This is a genomic window from Vibrio sp. SCP2 (assembly GCF_059295395.1).
Map to the genome: position 1 here is coordinate 14691 of NZ_JCAFVV010000001.1, position 15618 is coordinate 30308.

27 protein-coding genes are annotated in these 15618 nt (G+C 41.0%); 26 read left to right on the plus strand and 1 reads right to left on the minus strand.

What is annotated here, in order from left to right; translation table 11 throughout:
• The first annotated feature begins 4 nt into the window (after window positions 1–4).
• The 12 genes from AC5O63_RS00105 (at window position 5) to AC5O63_RS00160 (ending at window position 7560) form a co-directional block, all read left to right on the plus strand.
• A complete protein-coding gene (locus AC5O63_RS00105) occupies window positions 5–1054 on the plus strand; it encodes a hypothetical protein (RefSeq protein ID WP_494503450.1) in 1050 nt (349 codons plus the stop codon).
• Window positions 1055–1194: 140 nt separating this feature from the next.
• A complete protein-coding gene (locus tag AC5O63_RS00110) occupies window positions 1195–1587 on the plus strand; it encodes a hypothetical protein (RefSeq protein WP_494503451.1) in 393 nt (130 codons plus the stop codon).
• Between the two features lie 139 nt (window positions 1588–1726).
• The gene (locus AC5O63_RS00115; RefSeq protein WP_494503452.1) at window positions 1727–2443 is read left to right on the plus strand and encodes a hypothetical protein; all 717 of its coding nucleotides are present in this window, start codon (window positions 1727–1729) and stop codon (window positions 2441–2443) included.
• A gap of 142 nt (window positions 2444–2585) precedes the next feature.
• Window positions 2586–2906: a hypothetical protein gene (locus AC5O63_RS00120; RefSeq protein WP_494503435.1), complete on the plus strand. Its 321-nt coding sequence runs from the start codon at window positions 2586–2588 to the stop codon at window positions 2904–2906.
• A gap of 40 nt (window positions 2907–2946) precedes the next feature.
• Window positions 2947–3306: a DUF805 domain-containing protein gene (locus AC5O63_RS00125; RefSeq protein ID WP_239824577.1), complete on the plus strand. Its 360-nt coding sequence runs from the start codon at window positions 2947–2949 to the stop codon at window positions 3304–3306.
• 134 nt (window positions 3307–3440) lie between these two features.
• Window positions 3441–3914, plus strand: coding sequence for a GrpB family protein (locus tag AC5O63_RS00130; protein WP_486796681.1), 474 nt, complete (start codon window positions 3441–3443; stop codon window positions 3912–3914).
• Between the two features lie 131 nt (window positions 3915–4045).
• On the plus strand, window positions 4046–4462 hold the full coding sequence (locus AC5O63_RS00135; protein ID WP_494503453.1) for a GNAT family N-acetyltransferase: 417 nt from the start codon (window positions 4046–4048) through the stop codon (window positions 4460–4462).
• A gap of 143 nt (window positions 4463–4605) precedes the next feature.
• Window positions 4606–5121 carry a GNAT family N-acetyltransferase gene (locus AC5O63_RS00140; protein WP_494503454.1) on the plus strand — a complete coding sequence of 172 codons (516 nt, stop codon included), beginning with the start codon at window positions 4606–4608 and terminating at the stop codon, window positions 5119–5121.
• Between the two features lie 142 nt (window positions 5122–5263).
• Window positions 5264–5803: an isochorismatase family protein gene (locus AC5O63_RS00145; RefSeq protein ID WP_494503455.1), complete on the plus strand. Its 540-nt coding sequence runs from the start codon at window positions 5264–5266 to the stop codon at window positions 5801–5803.
• 148 nt (window positions 5804–5951) lie between these two features.
• Window positions 5952–6356 carry a DUF1801 domain-containing protein gene (locus AC5O63_RS00150; protein WP_494503456.1) on the plus strand — a complete coding sequence of 135 codons (405 nt, stop codon included), beginning with the start codon at window positions 5952–5954 and terminating at the stop codon, window positions 6354–6356.
• Window positions 6357–6517: 161 nt separating this feature from the next.
• Window positions 6518–7048 (plus strand): GNAT family N-acetyltransferase, encoded by a 531-nt coding sequence (locus tag AC5O63_RS00155; RefSeq protein WP_494503457.1) that lies wholly within the window; start codon window positions 6518–6520, stop codon window positions 7046–7048.
• Between the two features lie 224 nt (window positions 7049–7272).
• Window positions 7273–7560, plus strand: a complete 288-nt coding sequence (locus AC5O63_RS00160; RefSeq protein WP_494503458.1) for a hypothetical protein — start codon at window positions 7273–7275, stop codon at window positions 7558–7560.
• A gap of 80 nt (window positions 7561–7640) precedes the next feature.
• Here the strand turns inward: AC5O63_RS00160 and AC5O63_RS00165 are convergent, their stop codons facing one another.
• Window positions 7641–8051, minus strand: coding sequence for a hypothetical protein (locus AC5O63_RS00165; protein ID WP_494503459.1), 411 nt, complete (start codon window positions 8049–8051; stop codon window positions 7641–7643).
• Between the two features lie 188 nt (window positions 8052–8239).
• Here AC5O63_RS00165 and AC5O63_RS00170 point away from each other — a divergent pair, with 188 nt between their 5' ends.
• The 14 genes from AC5O63_RS00170 (at window position 8240) to AC5O63_RS00235 (ending at window position 15550) form a co-directional block, all read left to right on the plus strand.
• Window positions 8240–8713 carry a hypothetical protein gene (locus tag AC5O63_RS00170; protein ID WP_494503460.1) on the plus strand — a complete coding sequence of 158 codons (474 nt, stop codon included), beginning with the start codon at window positions 8240–8242 and terminating at the stop codon, window positions 8711–8713.
• 64 nt (window positions 8714–8777) lie between these two features.
• A complete protein-coding gene (locus AC5O63_RS00175) occupies window positions 8778–9203 on the plus strand; it encodes a hypothetical protein (RefSeq protein WP_494503461.1) in 426 nt (141 codons plus the stop codon).
• A gap of 78 nt (window positions 9204–9281) precedes the next feature.
• Window positions 9282–9728, plus strand: coding sequence for a GNAT family N-acetyltransferase (locus AC5O63_RS00180; RefSeq protein WP_494503462.1), 447 nt, complete (start codon window positions 9282–9284; stop codon window positions 9726–9728).
• A 253-nt stretch (window positions 9729–9981) separates the two neighbouring features.
• A complete protein-coding gene (locus AC5O63_RS00185; RefSeq protein ID WP_004743814.1) occupies window positions 9982–10491 on the plus strand; it encodes an RDD family protein in 510 nt (169 codons plus the stop codon).
• Window positions 10492–10693: 202 nt separating this feature from the next.
• Window positions 10694–11101 (plus strand): GFA family protein, encoded by a 408-nt coding sequence (locus AC5O63_RS00190; protein WP_272278959.1) that lies wholly within the window; start codon window positions 10694–10696, stop codon window positions 11099–11101.
• A gap of 24 nt (window positions 11102–11125) precedes the next feature.
• Window positions 11126–11722 (plus strand): DJ-1/PfpI family protein, encoded by a 597-nt coding sequence (locus tag AC5O63_RS00195; protein WP_494503463.1) that lies wholly within the window; start codon window positions 11126–11128, stop codon window positions 11720–11722.
• Window positions 11723–11912: 190 nt separating this feature from the next.
• A complete protein-coding gene (locus AC5O63_RS00200; protein WP_494503464.1) occupies window positions 11913–12557 on the plus strand; it encodes a glutathione S-transferase family protein in 645 nt (214 codons plus the stop codon).
• Window positions 12558–12571: 14 nt separating this feature from the next.
• A complete protein-coding gene (locus tag AC5O63_RS00205; RefSeq protein WP_494503465.1) occupies window positions 12572–12910 on the plus strand; it encodes a hypothetical protein in 339 nt (112 codons plus the stop codon).
• A 12-nt stretch (window positions 12911–12922) separates the two neighbouring features.
• Window positions 12923–13390, plus strand: a complete 468-nt coding sequence (locus tag AC5O63_RS00210) for a GNAT family N-acetyltransferase (protein WP_494503466.1) — start codon at window positions 12923–12925, stop codon at window positions 13388–13390.
• An 87-nt stretch (window positions 13391–13477) separates the two neighbouring features.
• Complete coding sequence (locus tag AC5O63_RS00215) at window positions 13478–13888, plus strand: GNAT family N-acetyltransferase (RefSeq protein WP_494503467.1); 411 nt, start codon at window positions 13478–13480, stop codon at window positions 13886–13888.
• Between the two features lie 66 nt (window positions 13889–13954).
• The gene (locus AC5O63_RS00220) at window positions 13955–14302 is read left to right on the plus strand and encodes an SH3 domain-containing protein (RefSeq protein WP_494503468.1); all 348 of its coding nucleotides are present in this window, start codon (window positions 13955–13957) and stop codon (window positions 14300–14302) included.
• Between the two features lie 120 nt (window positions 14303–14422).
• The gene (locus AC5O63_RS00225; protein ID WP_004743799.1) at window positions 14423–14644 is read left to right on the plus strand and encodes a VF530 family protein; all 222 of its coding nucleotides are present in this window, start codon (window positions 14423–14425) and stop codon (window positions 14642–14644) included.
• Between the two features lie 120 nt (window positions 14645–14764).
• The gene (locus tag AC5O63_RS00230; protein ID WP_367939038.1) at window positions 14765–14914 is read left to right on the plus strand and encodes a hypothetical protein; all 150 of its coding nucleotides are present in this window, start codon (window positions 14765–14767) and stop codon (window positions 14912–14914) included.
• 156 nt (window positions 14915–15070) lie between these two features.
• Window positions 15071–15550: a GNAT family N-acetyltransferase gene (locus tag AC5O63_RS00235; RefSeq protein ID WP_494503469.1), complete on the plus strand. Its 480-nt coding sequence runs from the start codon at window positions 15071–15073 to the stop codon at window positions 15548–15550.
• Window positions 15551–15618: the final 68 nt, after the last annotated feature.

The window sequence follows — 15618 nt, forward strand, 5'->3', positions numbered from 1 at the left end:
ACTTATGAGAATTAATTTATCTGGAATCTTTAGTGGGTGGAATCTTTTCGGAACCCTAACACTTTTAGTTAGTTTGGGCGTAGGGTTTGGTGTTCCTGCTTGGAAAGAATATTACGTTGATACATCTGACTTGAGTGTTGAACTCAACGGAATCAGCAGAGATATTTCTCCAGAAGTCGGAATCAGTCTAAACTCGCATTCAGATCTAGCTTTACTGCAGCGTGAAAATGAAACGTCCTCTATTGACTATAATCTTCGGTATCTTTTTTCAGATCAAGAAGTGGCAAGGGAAGACGGTTTTATTAACCTTAAAGAACTTGAGAAGTTGTCCGAGAGGCTGAATCAACTACGAGCTACTTTGCCTGAGCGAATTAAAGATGCAAAGTTTACGATTGCTGCTATCAACGCTATAACGATCGATAATTATCAAGATATCTCCAAATATCTATTTACTCAATCAGAAACAGACACTTATAAGCGACTCGAAACAGGGACACCAACGAAGGGAACTTTAAAAGCGTTAAAGACTAAGCTTGTACACAGGTATCAATCTGATCAAAAAGGGTGGGAAGATCGATTACGTGATATTCAGTTGAATCAAGCTAGCGCGGAATCAAAGGCGTTAGAGCTGCTAAATGAAGTCACTAACAAAGAGTCTTTTTTCACGGTTAGCGCCGTACTTATTAACTCAGGTAAGAGAAGTATTTCTATTAAAAAACCTGCGCTTTTAAGAATTTATGTTGGGACAGGGACTTACATTGATGTCGAGTTAGAGTTGGAGAAGTACAGTACTAGTGCTGAAGTCGCGCAAAATGGCACACAAATAGTCACGTTTAACTCAAACAAAATCTCCAAGCTCCCTGAAAATGACCAAAACTTGGTAGGAACATATTGGGGGCAAAGCGTACACAGTATTTTATTTGTGCAAGATCTTAATGGTGTAGTCATTTCTTCAAATCGAATTCCTTTCTCAGAGGGGTTGTATCAGAAAGTAATTTATGACCAACTCGCTGAAAGTGCATCTAAACAAGAACATTTTTCCTCAGCGCCATAAACATAACAAACTGTTTAAGAGTGATTCGCAACGCTTGGCATTTTCGCTATGCGTTGCGTTTAGTGTTTAAGGTAGTATGCGGAAGCATCGGTATAGCGTTGCTCACACCTTAACAGGGCGTTATGTGTAAAGGATAAAATATGCATTACCTACCTTATTTGCTAGCAAGGAAGTTTAATTTTTTTGCTAAATTGTCAATCTTCCAAATTTGGGGAGTAATCTTTGGTCCAATGATTTTATTGGCACTCTCGATGCCATTTATCGCATCTTTAAGCGGGTATCTAATAATGCCACTGTTTGGTGCATTTTCGCTGTATACGATAGGGGTAATTTCATCAAAGTATTACGCTAGAAAGTTTGTTATATTAGCAGATCCCTTAGCCGTTAAGGTATCAGCTTCTGAAATGGGAGACCAACTTGGTAAGTTAGGGGGCAAACTTTTAGAGTTCGTATTCTTGTTCTTTTTCTATTTCACATTATTAATGTGTATTATTTTAATATTCGTGCCTTTTCTAGTTATTGCTTACACATAACAATGCGTTTAAGACGGATTCCCAACGCTCGGCATTTTCGGTTTGATTTAGCTTTAGTGTGAGCGGCACAATGGTTTAGTTGTGGTGGTCTGCGTTGCTCACCACTTAACGCGGCGTTGTATTGAACGGGAGTGAGAAAATGAGGCAGGTATTTATTGCTTTAGCTGGGCTACTAATGACTGCATGCGCAAGCCAAGTCGACAATAGTTTTAACCAGTTTGTAATAAAGGATAAAGATCGTTTTGTAGTGTTGACTGAACCTTTAAGGCATGCAGATGACGATAAACCCTATGAAACTGTTTATAGTTATGCATCTAGGCTTTGTCACGACGGAGATTTTGAGTATATCGGTACTTACACATCGTTTGATAAAACTAATGTGATCATTGATGGTAACACTAGTGGATATCCAAGGTTAATAGAGGCTTCGCTAATTGAATGTAAAAGCCTACCTCAAAACGTACGTGTTGTAGCCGACGGTGAACCACTAAACCTACAAAAAGGCGAAGTAGCCGTGACTATCTTCAATAGCAGTAGCGACTCGCTCTATTCCGATGGGACTGGATATGTATATATTTCATTTGATGGCTACGAGTTTGTTAAACTTCCAAAAAAATCTCATATGTCGGTGGTAGTGCCTATTAAGACAAGCTCAATCTATATTCGTCATGTAGATGTGTGGGACTTTGACGGGGAAGGAACTGTAAATCTAAAGGAAGGTATAAACTTACTGGAGGTTTGGGCTAGCCCTTTTTCAACTAAGTTTAAACAGATTCAACTCCCACCCGAAGAGCAGCATAAATACAGTCCTTATATTATTAAAGGAAAGCTTTATGAAAGTTCGACCTCAATATAACAAGCTGCTCAAGACGGACTATCAACGCTCGGCGACTTTAGTTCTAGTCAGGTACAGTGTTTACGGCGGTTAGTTTAAGTATCGTGTTATGCGTTGCTAGCCACTTAGCAGGGCGTTAGGCAAAATTTCCTTAGGATCTTCAATGACAATTTTGAAAATAACTTTAAGTTCGCTTTTGTTTATTAGTATTGCAGCATGTTCGCCTTTTGAAGCGTTTCAAGATATGGACAATAAAGAAAAGCAGTTTAATGAGTTAAGCGTCAAGAGGCTCGGTGCTAAGGCGGAAACAAGTTGGAATATCCATAATGGTGAATTAACTGGTATTACGGTTGTTTACCAAGATAGCTCGTTAAATAACGTGACAGTAAGCAAACTAGAAAGTGAAGTAAAATCAATGATCAAAACCGTTTATGGTGACGAATCGTATGCAATAAGTGTTGCAATTAGCTTAGGTGGTGAATAAGTTTCTAACAACGGTGTTTATAACTAACAGAGGAAATAAAATGGATTGGTATTTGGCTGTTTTAAAGAAGTATGCAGTTTTTAGTGGAAGGGCTAGACGAAAGGAATACTGGATGTTCTTTTTGTTTAACCTCATTTTTTCTTTCATCTTGGGTCTTGCTGATGGCTTCTTAGGTACTGCATTTATCGGTACTATTTACGGGTTGGCAGTTTTAATTCCAGGCATAGCTGTTACTGTTCGTAGGCTGCACGATATTGGTCGCACAGGCTGGTGGGTTTTAATTGGGCTGATCCCATTAATTGGATTGATAGTGCTTATCATATTCGCAGCAACTGACGGAAACGAAGGAAGTAATGAATACGGTTCCAATCCCAAGGAACCGGGCGAAACATTTGCCTAACAATAAATTCAAGTAGATTCGCAACGCTTGGTACTCTCGGTTTGAATCAGTATAGGTGTTTACGGCACAATGGTTTAGGTAAGGTGGTAGCGTTGCTCACTACTTAATTGGGCGTTATGCCTTTGAGAGAAAATGTGCAGTTTTACAAAGCAGATGAGTATCAGTCAACTTGCGAAAATCTCTATCGCAAGTACGAGCTTCAGATAGCCGCTTTACTTCCAGGCGCAACAATTGAGCATATAGGAGCTTCTTCTATCCCAAATGCTGTGTCTAAGGGAGACCTAGACATACTTGTTGCTGTTAACGGTAACGAGCTAGAAAAAGCAGTGAAGTTACTTTCTAGTTTAGGCTTCAACGAAAAATCCAATACGTTAAGAACACAAGAGCTCTGCATGCTGGAAAATAGCTTAGGTGAAGATGTTGCTTTCCAAGTCGTAGCTAATGGCTCGAAATTTGACTTCTTTGTGAAGTTTAGGGACAAGCTCCGTGAAAGCCCTGAGTTGGTTAAACAATACAATGAACTAAAAGTGTCTTGTACCGGTCGGCCTCACGAAGAGTATCGTCGAAAGAAATCAGCCTTTATTGAGCACGTTTTAGTAAAGGCATAACAAACGACTTGAGCGTGACGGCTAACCATTGGCATTTTGGGTTTGGCAAAGTTTAGTGATTATGTTGGCTTTGCTTAGATTTCGTGGTTTAACCGCACCTTAGCAAGGCGTTATGTGATAAGGAGGCCACATTGAATATCGAATACAAAGTTAATCAGCAGATCTCGACTGACGAGTTTATTGACTTGCTTAAGCGCTCGACGTTAGGTGAGCGTAGGCCGATAGAAAATATCGAATGTATCAACGGTATGTTGAACAATAGCAATCTCATAATCACTGCTTGGGATGGCACCAAACTTGTTGGTATTTCTCGCTCTATTACGGATTTCCATTATTGTTGCTATCTGTCCGACCTAGCGGTTGACCAAGCATACCAAAGATCGGGAATAGGCAAGCAGTTGCAAGTTCAAACTCAAGCTCAAATAGAACCTACATGTAAACTGTTTTTAATCGCCGCACCGGCAGCCAATGACTATTATGGCAAAATTGGCTACACCAAAAACGAGCGTTGTTGGGTACTGGAGCGCGGTAGTGAGATAATCACATAGTAAACTGTTCAGAGGGACTCGCAATGTGTGACATTTTCACTATGCATTGAATATCGCGGTTAAGATGGTATGTGGCGGCTTAGGTATTGTGTGCCTCATATCTTAATAAGGCGTTATGATTTTTAACGAAATGGGGAGGTTGTATGGCAATGTCATTTGAAAGCCAGAGGCTGAAAGTAATTGAAATTACTGGAGAGCTTGATTTGTCTAAGCACTCATATTTGCTAGAGCGAATTCCTCAAATCTTAACACCAGTAGTTGTAGAAAATCTTCCCCCATATTTCCACGGAATCGGTTCTTATGAACGGGCTAGAACCTGGTTTGAGCGAATGTTGTTGGAGAGCCGCTTACTTCAAGTAGAAACAGAGGAGCACGAACTAATAGGCTTCTTGTTCGCTTATGTGGAAAAGGACGAGTATGCTCATATCGGTTATTTGCTTGCTGAAGAATATTGGGGACGAGGATTAGCTAGTGAATTACTTCAGGCCTTCATCCATGAAGTTGAGAAATCCGAGTCTTGGTTGAAACTTATAGGCGGTGTTGACCAATCTAATGTTGCTTCAGCGAAGTTACTCAAGAAGCTAGGTTTCATAGAGCAACCAGCTAATGACAGTGGTGTGGCTTTCTATGAATATACGATTCCCCAGTCGCAACCATAACCTTTAAAGATGGAGTCACAACGCGTGGCATTTTCACTATGCGTTGTATTTATTGTTTAAGGTGGTACATGGCGGCGGTGGTATTGCGTTAATCACTCCTTAACGCTGCGGTATAAGGCTCCATTAAACTAAGGATGGTAAAATGTTGTCACGAGATAAAACAGGGCTTATCGTCGTTGATGTGCAGGGTAAGCTCGCACGCTTGGTCTATGATAGTGAAACGCTCATTTCTAATTGCTCGAAACTGATTGTCGGGGTTAGGGCTCTGGGTTTGCCGATAGTTTTGCTTGAGCAGAACCCTGAGAAGTTGGGTAAGACAGTAGAGGAACTAAGAGTTCACCTTGGTGACGTTAGCCCAATTACAAAGTTTACCTTCAATGCTTGTGAGTCCCCCGACTTTCTGGCCACGATCAAAGAAATGGACGTAGATACTTGGTTAGTGTGTGGTATTGAGGCACATATATGTGTGTACCAGACGGCAAAAGGATTGGTTGAATTAGGTTTCAATGTGGAACTGGTTAATGATTGTGTTTCCTCTCGAACGTTATCAAATGCTCAACTTGGTACTAAGCGTCTAAAGGAAAATGGCGTAGAAATCTCGGGGTTAGAAATGTGTCTCTACGAGCTTGTCAAAGACTGTAGGAGTGCTGAATTTAAGCAGGTGTTAAGCCTAGTTCGTTAGAATTCGCCTTCTAGCAAAGCATTTAAGAGTGATTTATAACGCTGGCACTTTTGGTTTGAATCGGCTTTAGTGTTTAAGGCACTATTCTTTGGGTAAGTGGTAGCATTGCTCGCTACTTCATTTAGCTATATGCGATTAGGAGGTTCCAATGAACAATGCAGTCAAATTGCGCTTTGATGAATACCCTGAGAATGCTCGTGTTAGGTTAACGGAGCTACGAAATCTAATCTTTAAAATTGCTTCTGAGTTGGAACTTGGTGAAGTCGATGAAACTCTTAAGTGGGGTGAACCAAGCTACAGTGTAAAAACAGGCAGTCCGCTAAGAATGGACTGGAAACTCAAGTCTCCTAACAATTATTACCTGTTCTTTAATTGTCAGACTAAGCTCGTCGATACATTCAGGGAATTGTACGGTGAAGAACTGGTGTTTCAGGGAAACAGAGCGATAACTCTATCCTTGTCGAAGCCGATACCAGAAACAGCAATCAAGTCCTGTTTAGAGTTAGCTTTAACTTATCAGCAGCGAAAACATTTGCCGCTTTTAGGCGCGTAGAAAAATTCACACAACAAACTGTTTAAGAGTAATTGGGAACGCACGGCGTTTCTCGTTCCATCGTTGAGTTTTGTGTTTAAGGCGGTGTTTGTATGGTCATATTACGTGATAGGTGTTGTGCACCTTAATACGATGTTTAAGCTTTTATCGGATGTAGGTATATGGAAACAGAGAGATTAAGGTTAGTTCCCCCTTCAATGGAGCTACAGCCTTTAATGCTAGAAGCAATAGTAGAAAGTCAAAATGAACTCGGAGAGTATTTACCTTGGGTTAAATATGCTTTGACTGAATCTGAATCAGTAGAGAATACAAAGCAAGCGATTAGTAACTTTGAAAACTTTGAAGGTGAACTGCGTTATTCACTCTTAGATAAAAATACCAACCACTTCGTAGGCGCAATTGTTCTAATCATTCGAGATAAAGACGTACCTTATTTTGAAATTGGGTATTGGTTACGTAGCTCGTGTGTGGGGCATGGTTTCATCGCGGAAGCGGTTAAAGCACTAGAAAATTATGCATTTTTAGAACTCAAAGCCAATAGATTAGAAATTAAGGCAGCCGAGGAAAATGTAAAGAGTCGAGCAGTTGCAGAGCGATGTGGGTATCTTTTCGAAGGCATATTGCGCAATGATCGAAAGCTGCCGTCAGGCCAGTTAAGTAGCACAGCCGTATATTCGAAAATAGGTTTATAACGCTCAGCAATAAGCGGACTCCTAAGGCTCGGCACTTATTGCTGTAGACTCGTACAGTGTTTATGGTGGTATTCCCGTGTCGAGATAAGCGCAGCTAGCCGTTTAGTAGGGCGCTAACTATTCAGGTGATTATTAGAAGTGGATCGCGTGTTACCCTTTGCCGTTTACTATGTGCCTTTATGGTCCCGTAGAGTTTCCAACAGTATTTATGGAGCGCTTAGGTTATGGGCAACTGGAATAAGAGAAAGTTAAAAACTTGGGCGAAAGTGCGTCAGGCAGGGCGCAGGCGTTACATCTTAAATATGATTCTCATGTCGGCGGGTTCTGTCTTACTCGGAAAAACTATAGGTTTCATTCTGTTTGATAGAGTGCAAACTTGGGCTGAGTTTTGGTACGAGTTCAGCTTATCGGCCATTGTGTTGCTAGCTTTAAGTGCGGTTATTGGTTTCGTTTCTTGGCATATCTCTGAATCTTGGTACGCACGTGAGTTAAGAAAATCAGAACGTACATGACTAAACGCTCGGTGATGTTGGTTTTAGTCGAGTACATTGTCCAATTTGGCTAGGGCTATTTTCGTAGCACACGTTGCCAGTTACTTAGCAGAGCTAGAATAGCAATAATCTTCAGGTAGCAGTGCGTGGCCCGTGTTTTCAGCAAGATAGGTTAGGGCGTCAATCACTCGAATCGGTGTTAACAGGTTATCTTCATTGCACTTATCGAGTTCGAATGTCAGGTAGATCTGGTTTTGCTCAACTTTCAGAAACAGGTTTCCTTGAGGTGCTCGATCTTGTGTTAAAGCGAATGTGCCAAGACCGATAAAGTGTGAACAGCTTAGGTTTCTCGTCGCGTAGATATCACATTTCAATTTGTGGGCCAGTGCCAAGAAGTCGAGCAGCAAGTTAATCTGCTCATCAGACACGTCATCAAGTGCTTTAATATGCGGTTCTTTGCAGAAACGTTCTAAATAGCTGATCATTTCTTCGATATCGTTATTAAATAGCATCGTTGTTGTCCTTCTTGTCTGGTTTGTGATTGTACCTATAGCGCACCAGCATCGCAAAGCGTTTAGAGCAGATTCATACTATTCAGTATTTTTGCGATGAAGCGGTTTTAGTATTTAAGGTGCATTGGCTTAACTATGACGACGCGTTGTTTGTTATTTAATTGGGCGTTAATTTTAAAGGATTGCACATGTTTCTACTTCGAGGAGAGGGGGCGAAAATAGTCTCCTATAGTTTCAAAGCATCGCTGTTAACCGCTCTTACCACCTTTGCATTTGTCCTCAGTTTTCATCTATTAATCGGGCTTCCAGATGAATCACCCAATGAAAACTTATCGTTCTCGCTTGCCGATGCATTTGGCTTAATTGTTTTCGCTCCATTTGTAGAAACTATACTGTTAGTCCCAGTCTTATTATTAGGCCTAAAGTTTTCCAAAAACACTGTGCTAGTAGCTTGCTTAGCGGCATTGGTTCTTTCAGCTCTGCACTCTATGATTCATCCACTTTGGGGGCTATTTATATTCGCGCCGTTTGTAGTCTTTTGTATTGGCTTTCAAGTGTGGCAAAGGATCTCGACATTTGAAGGCGCAAAGGTCGCCTTCTTAATCCATGCTTTTCACAATGGCTATGTGATAATTCTTATTGGACTATTGGATCAAATCTAACAAACGTTTAACGTAGCACGCGCGAAGCAAAAAGATTACAAGCATACAACGAAAGGACTTTAATATGATTGAAAGGTTTAGCGATGAAGAACGGTTAAAAATACTAATCGCTGCTCTAGAACGTTATCAAGCGAATTATAATACCAGCGCATACTCAACAATGGGTTTTTGGCTTGTTGGATTAGGTTGGCTACTCACTTCCAGTTCCGCACGCTCGTTTATTGAAACACAGCCATATCTGAAAGTAGCATCAATCGTGTTTATTTGGCTAAATTGGGTGCTATTTAGTTATGCCAGTTACCGCGTTTATAAGGTGTCTAATAATCTATATGATAGATTAGTTAATTGGAAGTACGCAGAAGGGGCTTTTGAACATGCCAAGATGCCTTTGGCTTCGATAGCTTTATACTCCGTTTTTATCGGGTTAGTTGTTGTATTGATAACTGTGGTTTTGTGCGGGAATTTAGCCATAGAAACAATTAAAGCGTGACTTCAAACGCATGGCACTTTTTACTTTCATGGGTGCGCGGCTCAAAGCTTAAAACGGCGTTATTTGTTAGGATGGAATATGGATATTCAGAAAGCTTCAATTGATGATTTAGATAGGGTGTTAAGCCTTGTTTCAGAAGTGTCGACTGTAGACATTCTTCCTTTGTTCAGTGAGCAAGGTAAAAAACAGTTTATCGAACGAGTCATTCCAGATTTACATACCGTGTTTGGTGGTGAAAACTTCATAGCGATTAAAGCTGTATACGGTGACCAGTTGCTTGGGTTTGCTGCTTTGCGAGACGAAAACTACGTGACCCACCTTTTTGTATCTAAGCAAGCTCAAGGCTCAGGTTTGGGTCGAGATATGCTCAATCATTTGCTGGCTTCAACCGAATCTAAAGAGGTATCGCTGCGCTCTTCCATTAATGCGATGGGCTTTTACCGTCATAATGGTTTTACAGTTAATGGAGATGAAGCTGAGGTGAATGGAATTCGCTTTGTCCCTATGTCGCTAATTCGCACATAGTAAACTGTTCAAGACTCGGTTCCTATCAGTAGTACTTCTACTTTGCATTAAAATCAGCGGTGAAGCATTTAAATTAGATTGATACTGCTGCGCGCCTAAACGCGGAGTTTGATTGTCTCGCTCTCAATGAGTTTACACTAGTATGCATTTGTATTTATATTCTGCTTCGCAAATCACTCTTTACCATACTTAGGTCTTTTTTAACTGGTGTACATTTAGCCTCCAACAACAGGCTGATCTTTAAGGAGTAATTGTGTATACCAGTAAATATTCAAATTTTTGGCGACGCTTATTCGCTATTTTTATTGATGGGCTAGTTTTCTTACCATTGCAATGGATTGATGACTATGTGCTCTCTGGAGTAGTTGGCTCAGGAGGCATTTTCGTATGGGGAGTTGGTAGTTCGATTTTAGGCATTACATACTATGTCCTTATGCATGCTAAATATGGTCAAACCATTGGTAAGATGGTGGCCAAGGTTAAAGTGCTAGATGTATCTGAAAGCCGTAACTTAACCATTAAGCAATCGTGCCTACGTGATATTGTCCCAATTATCTTGTTTCCAGTTACGATATACGCTTACGCTCAAATCGCTTTTTATGGGCAGACTTATGAGAGTTTGGAACAAGGCCTATTGTTTATGTTTATAGGTCTCGTGATGTTGGGTTGGGTTCTTTTAGAGACTATTTCTATGCTATTTAACGAGAAAAGACGAGCTATACATGATTACATAGCAGGTTCTGTTGTTGTCCGGTTAACCTAACAAGTAGATTACCAATTATGTGAGATTAAAATGTAGATCAATCAAGTAACGGCGTTGCAATTGCTTTAACCAATGACCAACCTATTGAAATTTGGCTTCGCGTCAGTAGTGGTTGTTTCTTATCAACTTAGTGAATAACATGGTAATTAAAAGAATCTGACGACATAAGCGATTGAGTGAAAGCCAAACATGGAGGTGTGGTATGCACAAAGAAATTACCGGCGGTTGCTGCTGTGAAAGTGTTGCATTTAAAGTGAAGGACGACTTTGGTAAGTTTTATTTCTGTCATTGTGAACAGTGTAGAAAGCTTACCGGTTCGGCTCATGCTTCGAACTTGTTTACCTCTCCTTCGAATATTCAGTGGACGAAAGGGGAAGACAAAATAAAACGTTTTGACCATCCTACTCGATCGTTTTCGAAAGCGTTTTGCATCGAGTGTGGTTCCGGTTTGCCGTATCTTAGTCAAAGTGGGAAGTTTTTAATTGTTCCTGCTGGATCATTAAATGAAGAACCATCAAAAGAGTTAGATGCACAGATATTCTGTTCCGAGCAGACAAATTGGCATAAAGCCGGTTTACAAGCAGATCAAATGTTAGGTTTCCCAAAATAGACACCACCAAAGAACAGAGGGCATATGGATATTGCGGTATTAACATTTGAAGGATTTAATGAGTTAGATTCCTTTATCGCTTCGAGCATTTTGAATCGAATGAAGGACGCTGGTTGGAATGTACAGATTACTAGCCCCTCAAAATCTGTCACCTCAATGAATGGAGTGACAGTTCAGTCACAGCAATCTCTAGAGTTTGCAAATAGTGCAGATGTCGTGTTGTTCGGGAGTGGAACTCAAACTCGTAACATTGCGCAGGATCAGGATATTTTACCAAGGCTAAAACTTGACCCAAGAACGCAGTTAATTGGTGGTCAATGCTCAGGAACTTTACTGATGTCTGCCCTTGGCTTGTTGCATCAAGTCCCCGCTTGTACGGACCTCACAACAAAGCCTTGGGTTATTGAATCAGGCGTGACGGTTTTAGAGCAACCTTTTTATGCACATGGCAATATTGCTACAGCTGGTGGATGTTTGTCTTCTAAATACTTAGCTGCGTGGGTTATTGGCAAGCTATCGGGTAGGGAAAACGTCGAATCAGCGATCCATTACGTTGCACCAGTAGGTGAAAAAGAAATTACCGTGCAGCACTGTATGTCTGTAATTGAAGAGTATCTTTAGAAATACATAGAGCGAGTAGATGATTGGTTTCGTCGCAAAGTATGTGCATGTATTTTGTCACCAGGGGTGTTTGGTTGTATCGAGAGTGTCAGTATGAGACGCAATCAAGCGAAGAAATGTTGTATAACAAACTGTGTAACCAAAAGATTAATGCGAGTTAATGCGCTAATTCTGAGACAAGGAGTCTATTTTGTTCAAGCTCTACTACTATCCAAACAATGCGAGTTTAGCGCCTCATTTTTTGCTTCATCACTTAAATGCAGACTATGAGCTATTGTTAGTCGATAAAAAGTCAAACTCTCAAAAATCAGCGGACTATCTTCGACTCAATCCTGCAGGGCGAATCCCGACATTGGTTGTGAATGATCAAGCGATATTCGAAAGTCCTGCTATCTGTATTCATATCTGTGAGCTTCACCCGGAATCAACCCTCATGCCATCAATTGGCGATCCTAGTCGATCGTTGTTTTTCCAATGGCTCGCATTTCTTAACAATACGCTGCAAGCTGAACTTATGGTTCGTTATTACCCGCATCGTCATACTAATGATGAATCGACTATTCCAAACCTTGTTATCGCTCAAGATGAAAGAATTGCCGATGCGCTTTCAATTATCAATGATCAGCTCGCAAAGAATGAGTACTTGTTGGGCGATACGCTAACTGCGTGTGACTATTTCTTATTCATGTTAGCGGAGTGGTCATTACCAATTGAAAAGTCTCCACTTAGTTTTGACCATCTAGCCGCATATTTAAAGCGCTTGTGCTCAAACCCCACCATTAGGGAAGTTTGCACTATTGAAGGTATAGACCTTACGCCATTTGAATCATACTGATAGAAGGAGAGAACGTGCTAAGAATCTTAATCTTTGTGCTTGTGGTTAATGGGCTAGCCTCTTTTGCTCTTCATGTCAGTGAGCTGCTGTTTTCGGCACCCGAGCTGAACTTTATCAGCGATTATTTTTTCTATGCTTTGCTGATCCAATGGAGCCTGAGTGGCCTCTTTCTCATTGCGAAGCCGGGTAAAGAGCCTTATTTAAGACATAGCCCTAATCCAGCGACTAGAATGGCAGCGTCAATAGCCGATGAACCTAAAGCTAATGACAGTCAGTCAAATTTTGATGTTGGCATTAGCATGTTGCTGTTTCTATCTGGTGCATTCAGTTTGTTGATGTGCATTGTGTTGTAGCGGGAGAGTAATGTGAAAGTAAGGAAAGCATTAAAACAAGATGCATGTAAACTGCTTGAGCTCATTGCGCTTAAGGCTGAGTTTGACCGCAGCATGAAAGGATTTGACGGGCAAATCTCAACGACCATTGAGAAGATTCAGCGTACGTTATTTGGTGAGCATCCCTTTGCTTATGCTTTGCTATTAGAAGTTGATGAAGAAGTGTTGGGCTTTGCACTATTTCACTATCGTTATTCGTCTTTTAGCGGTGAACCGTCAATTTGGCTTGATGACTTGCTCATCGTCGGAAGTTCTCGCTCAAAGGGATATGGCGCTGCTCTGATGCATTCTCTTAAAATCGAGGGTGAAAAGGCCTTGGCGTCTCACATCTCATGGAATGCGAGCCCATACAACACCAAAGCACATAAATTCTACGCAAGGCTTGGTGCAGAAATAGAGCGAATGGAAGGTAAACGTCCATTCTTCCGCTGGGCTCTTTAGTCATTTTAGTCTCTCTTAATAATCTTTACTGTTTATATATACAGTTGTTTTGTGTAATATAGATCAGTAGTGAAAGAGAGGTTCCTAATGACATTTAAGTACGAAGAAGTAACACCTAGTGCAGCAGAATTTTGCGAACTGCGCGTGGCCGCAGGCTTGTCTGCTAAATCGCTAAAAGCCGCGCAAATAGCATTGCCAAACAGTCTATATGCGATATCAATTCGAAAAGAGGGTTCTTTAATTGCGATGGGCCGAGTCGTCGGTGATGGCGCATGTAATTTCGAGGTAGTCGATGTCGCAGTTGATCCTAACTATCAAGGGATGGGCTTAGGAAAACGAGTGATGGAATATATTGATAAGTATCTCTCTTCAGTAGCGCTAGAGGGCTCATACGTCTCAATGATCGCAGATGAGCCTGCGTTTTATGAAAAACTTGGATATAGGCTCGTGGCACCGTCTTGCCAAGGAATGACGAAAAAATTTAAGCCGCATAACTAAAGCGCGATGCAAGTGCTTTGCGTGGGTTGTGGGGTTTACTCCCCTTAACGGACAAAAGGAAACGTCATGGAATACAAGGTTGTTAAAGAATATCAAGATGCGCCGGATTCTCCCATTCAGGTAGTAATAGGGGAAATATTAGACTTAGTTGAAGAGTCTGACCCTAAGGGAGATTGGGCAAATTGGGTACTTTGTCGAGGTAATAACAAACAAGGTTGGGTCCCGAAGCAGATATTGGACATTGACGCGGGAGCAGTGACAGTCTTAGAGGACTATACTGCCGTTGAGCACAGCCTAAAGCTTGGCGAGCGAGTGGTGAAGATTTATGAGCTCAATGGTTGGATATGGTGTCGAAAGTTAGATGCTAGTGAACAAGAAGCTTGGGCTCCACTGAATCATCTCGTATCGATTTAGCGCATTTGCAAAACTCTCTCTATTCGAGAGGACTCGAAAGGCTCATCCAACAAAACAAAAACTTTCGGGATTTGATCTGCTAAACTTGCGCACTGACTTAATGTCTTAGGAAAACCCAAGATGAGCCAAGAACAACCAAACAACCCACTGCATGGATTAACCTTAGAAAAGATCCTTGTACGATTGCAAGAACACTACGGATGGGAAGGTTTGGACGAGCGAATTCAAATTAACTGTTTCTACAGTAATCCGTCTATCAAATCTTCTCTGAAGTTCTTACGCCGAACGCAATGGGCGAGAGACAAAGTAGAAGCCCTGTATATCGAAACATTTTGTAAGTAGCGACAAGACAAGCGTATTAATATGCGCTTGTCTTTTCACTAAATTTTGAAATCTCATCTTGACCTCAACTAAGCTTGAGGTTTTAAGCTCTCTAATGCTGTATCAACAAGGAGAGCGAACATGCAGAACAATTACATTAAACAACTCGCCATTAAATCTTATCAAGAAGACTTAGCCAAAGCGTATTACCAAACAAGAGATCAACGTTTTCACACGCCAAGCTTTGTTGTCGGAATTCTGGTCTCAGTTATCTTTTGGCAAATTGGGTGAGAAACAACCTATGAAACGGAAGTGCCAACTAGTAAAGCCCTTGATTTAGCCAAGAAGCAAAACCTTTGCGCTGATTCGATGATATCGATATAAATACTCAATGATTGACGCGTTATATTTGGTATTTTCTATTGAATCTTGGGAGCACGTTGCAATATGGGGAAGTTAAGGCCTTTTACACAGCAAGATTATCCGTTATTGATTGAGTGGATAGACTCAAGTGAGCTGAATTACTTGTGGGGTGGACCCAAGTTTGAGTTCCCTTTAACTCTTGAACAAATCTCCGAGCATTGCCTGTCTTCTGAAGTGCTTCCTTTTGTCTTCGAGGTTAATGGGGTAAATGCGGGTTATGTGGAGCTATTTCGAGTTTCAGAATCTCATTTTAGAATATGTCGAGTCTATATTTGCTTCGGCTTTAGAGGGCAAGGTATATCTAAGGCTATGTTGACTCAACTTATTGAGTTAGCTCAAGAAAAATATAATGCATCTAAGTTAAGTTTAGTTGTGTTTGAGCAAAACCATGCCGCTAGAAATAGTTACGTATCGTTAGGGTTTCATGTTACTTCGGAACAGTCTGATGTGAGACTCTTTGAAGGTAAACCCTGGACACTTCTCGGTATGGAGAAACTGCTATAACCAAGCCAGTGTGTAACGATTCTTTGTGAAGTGTCTAGTTAGAGCATATCCACTTACATTCAGGAATT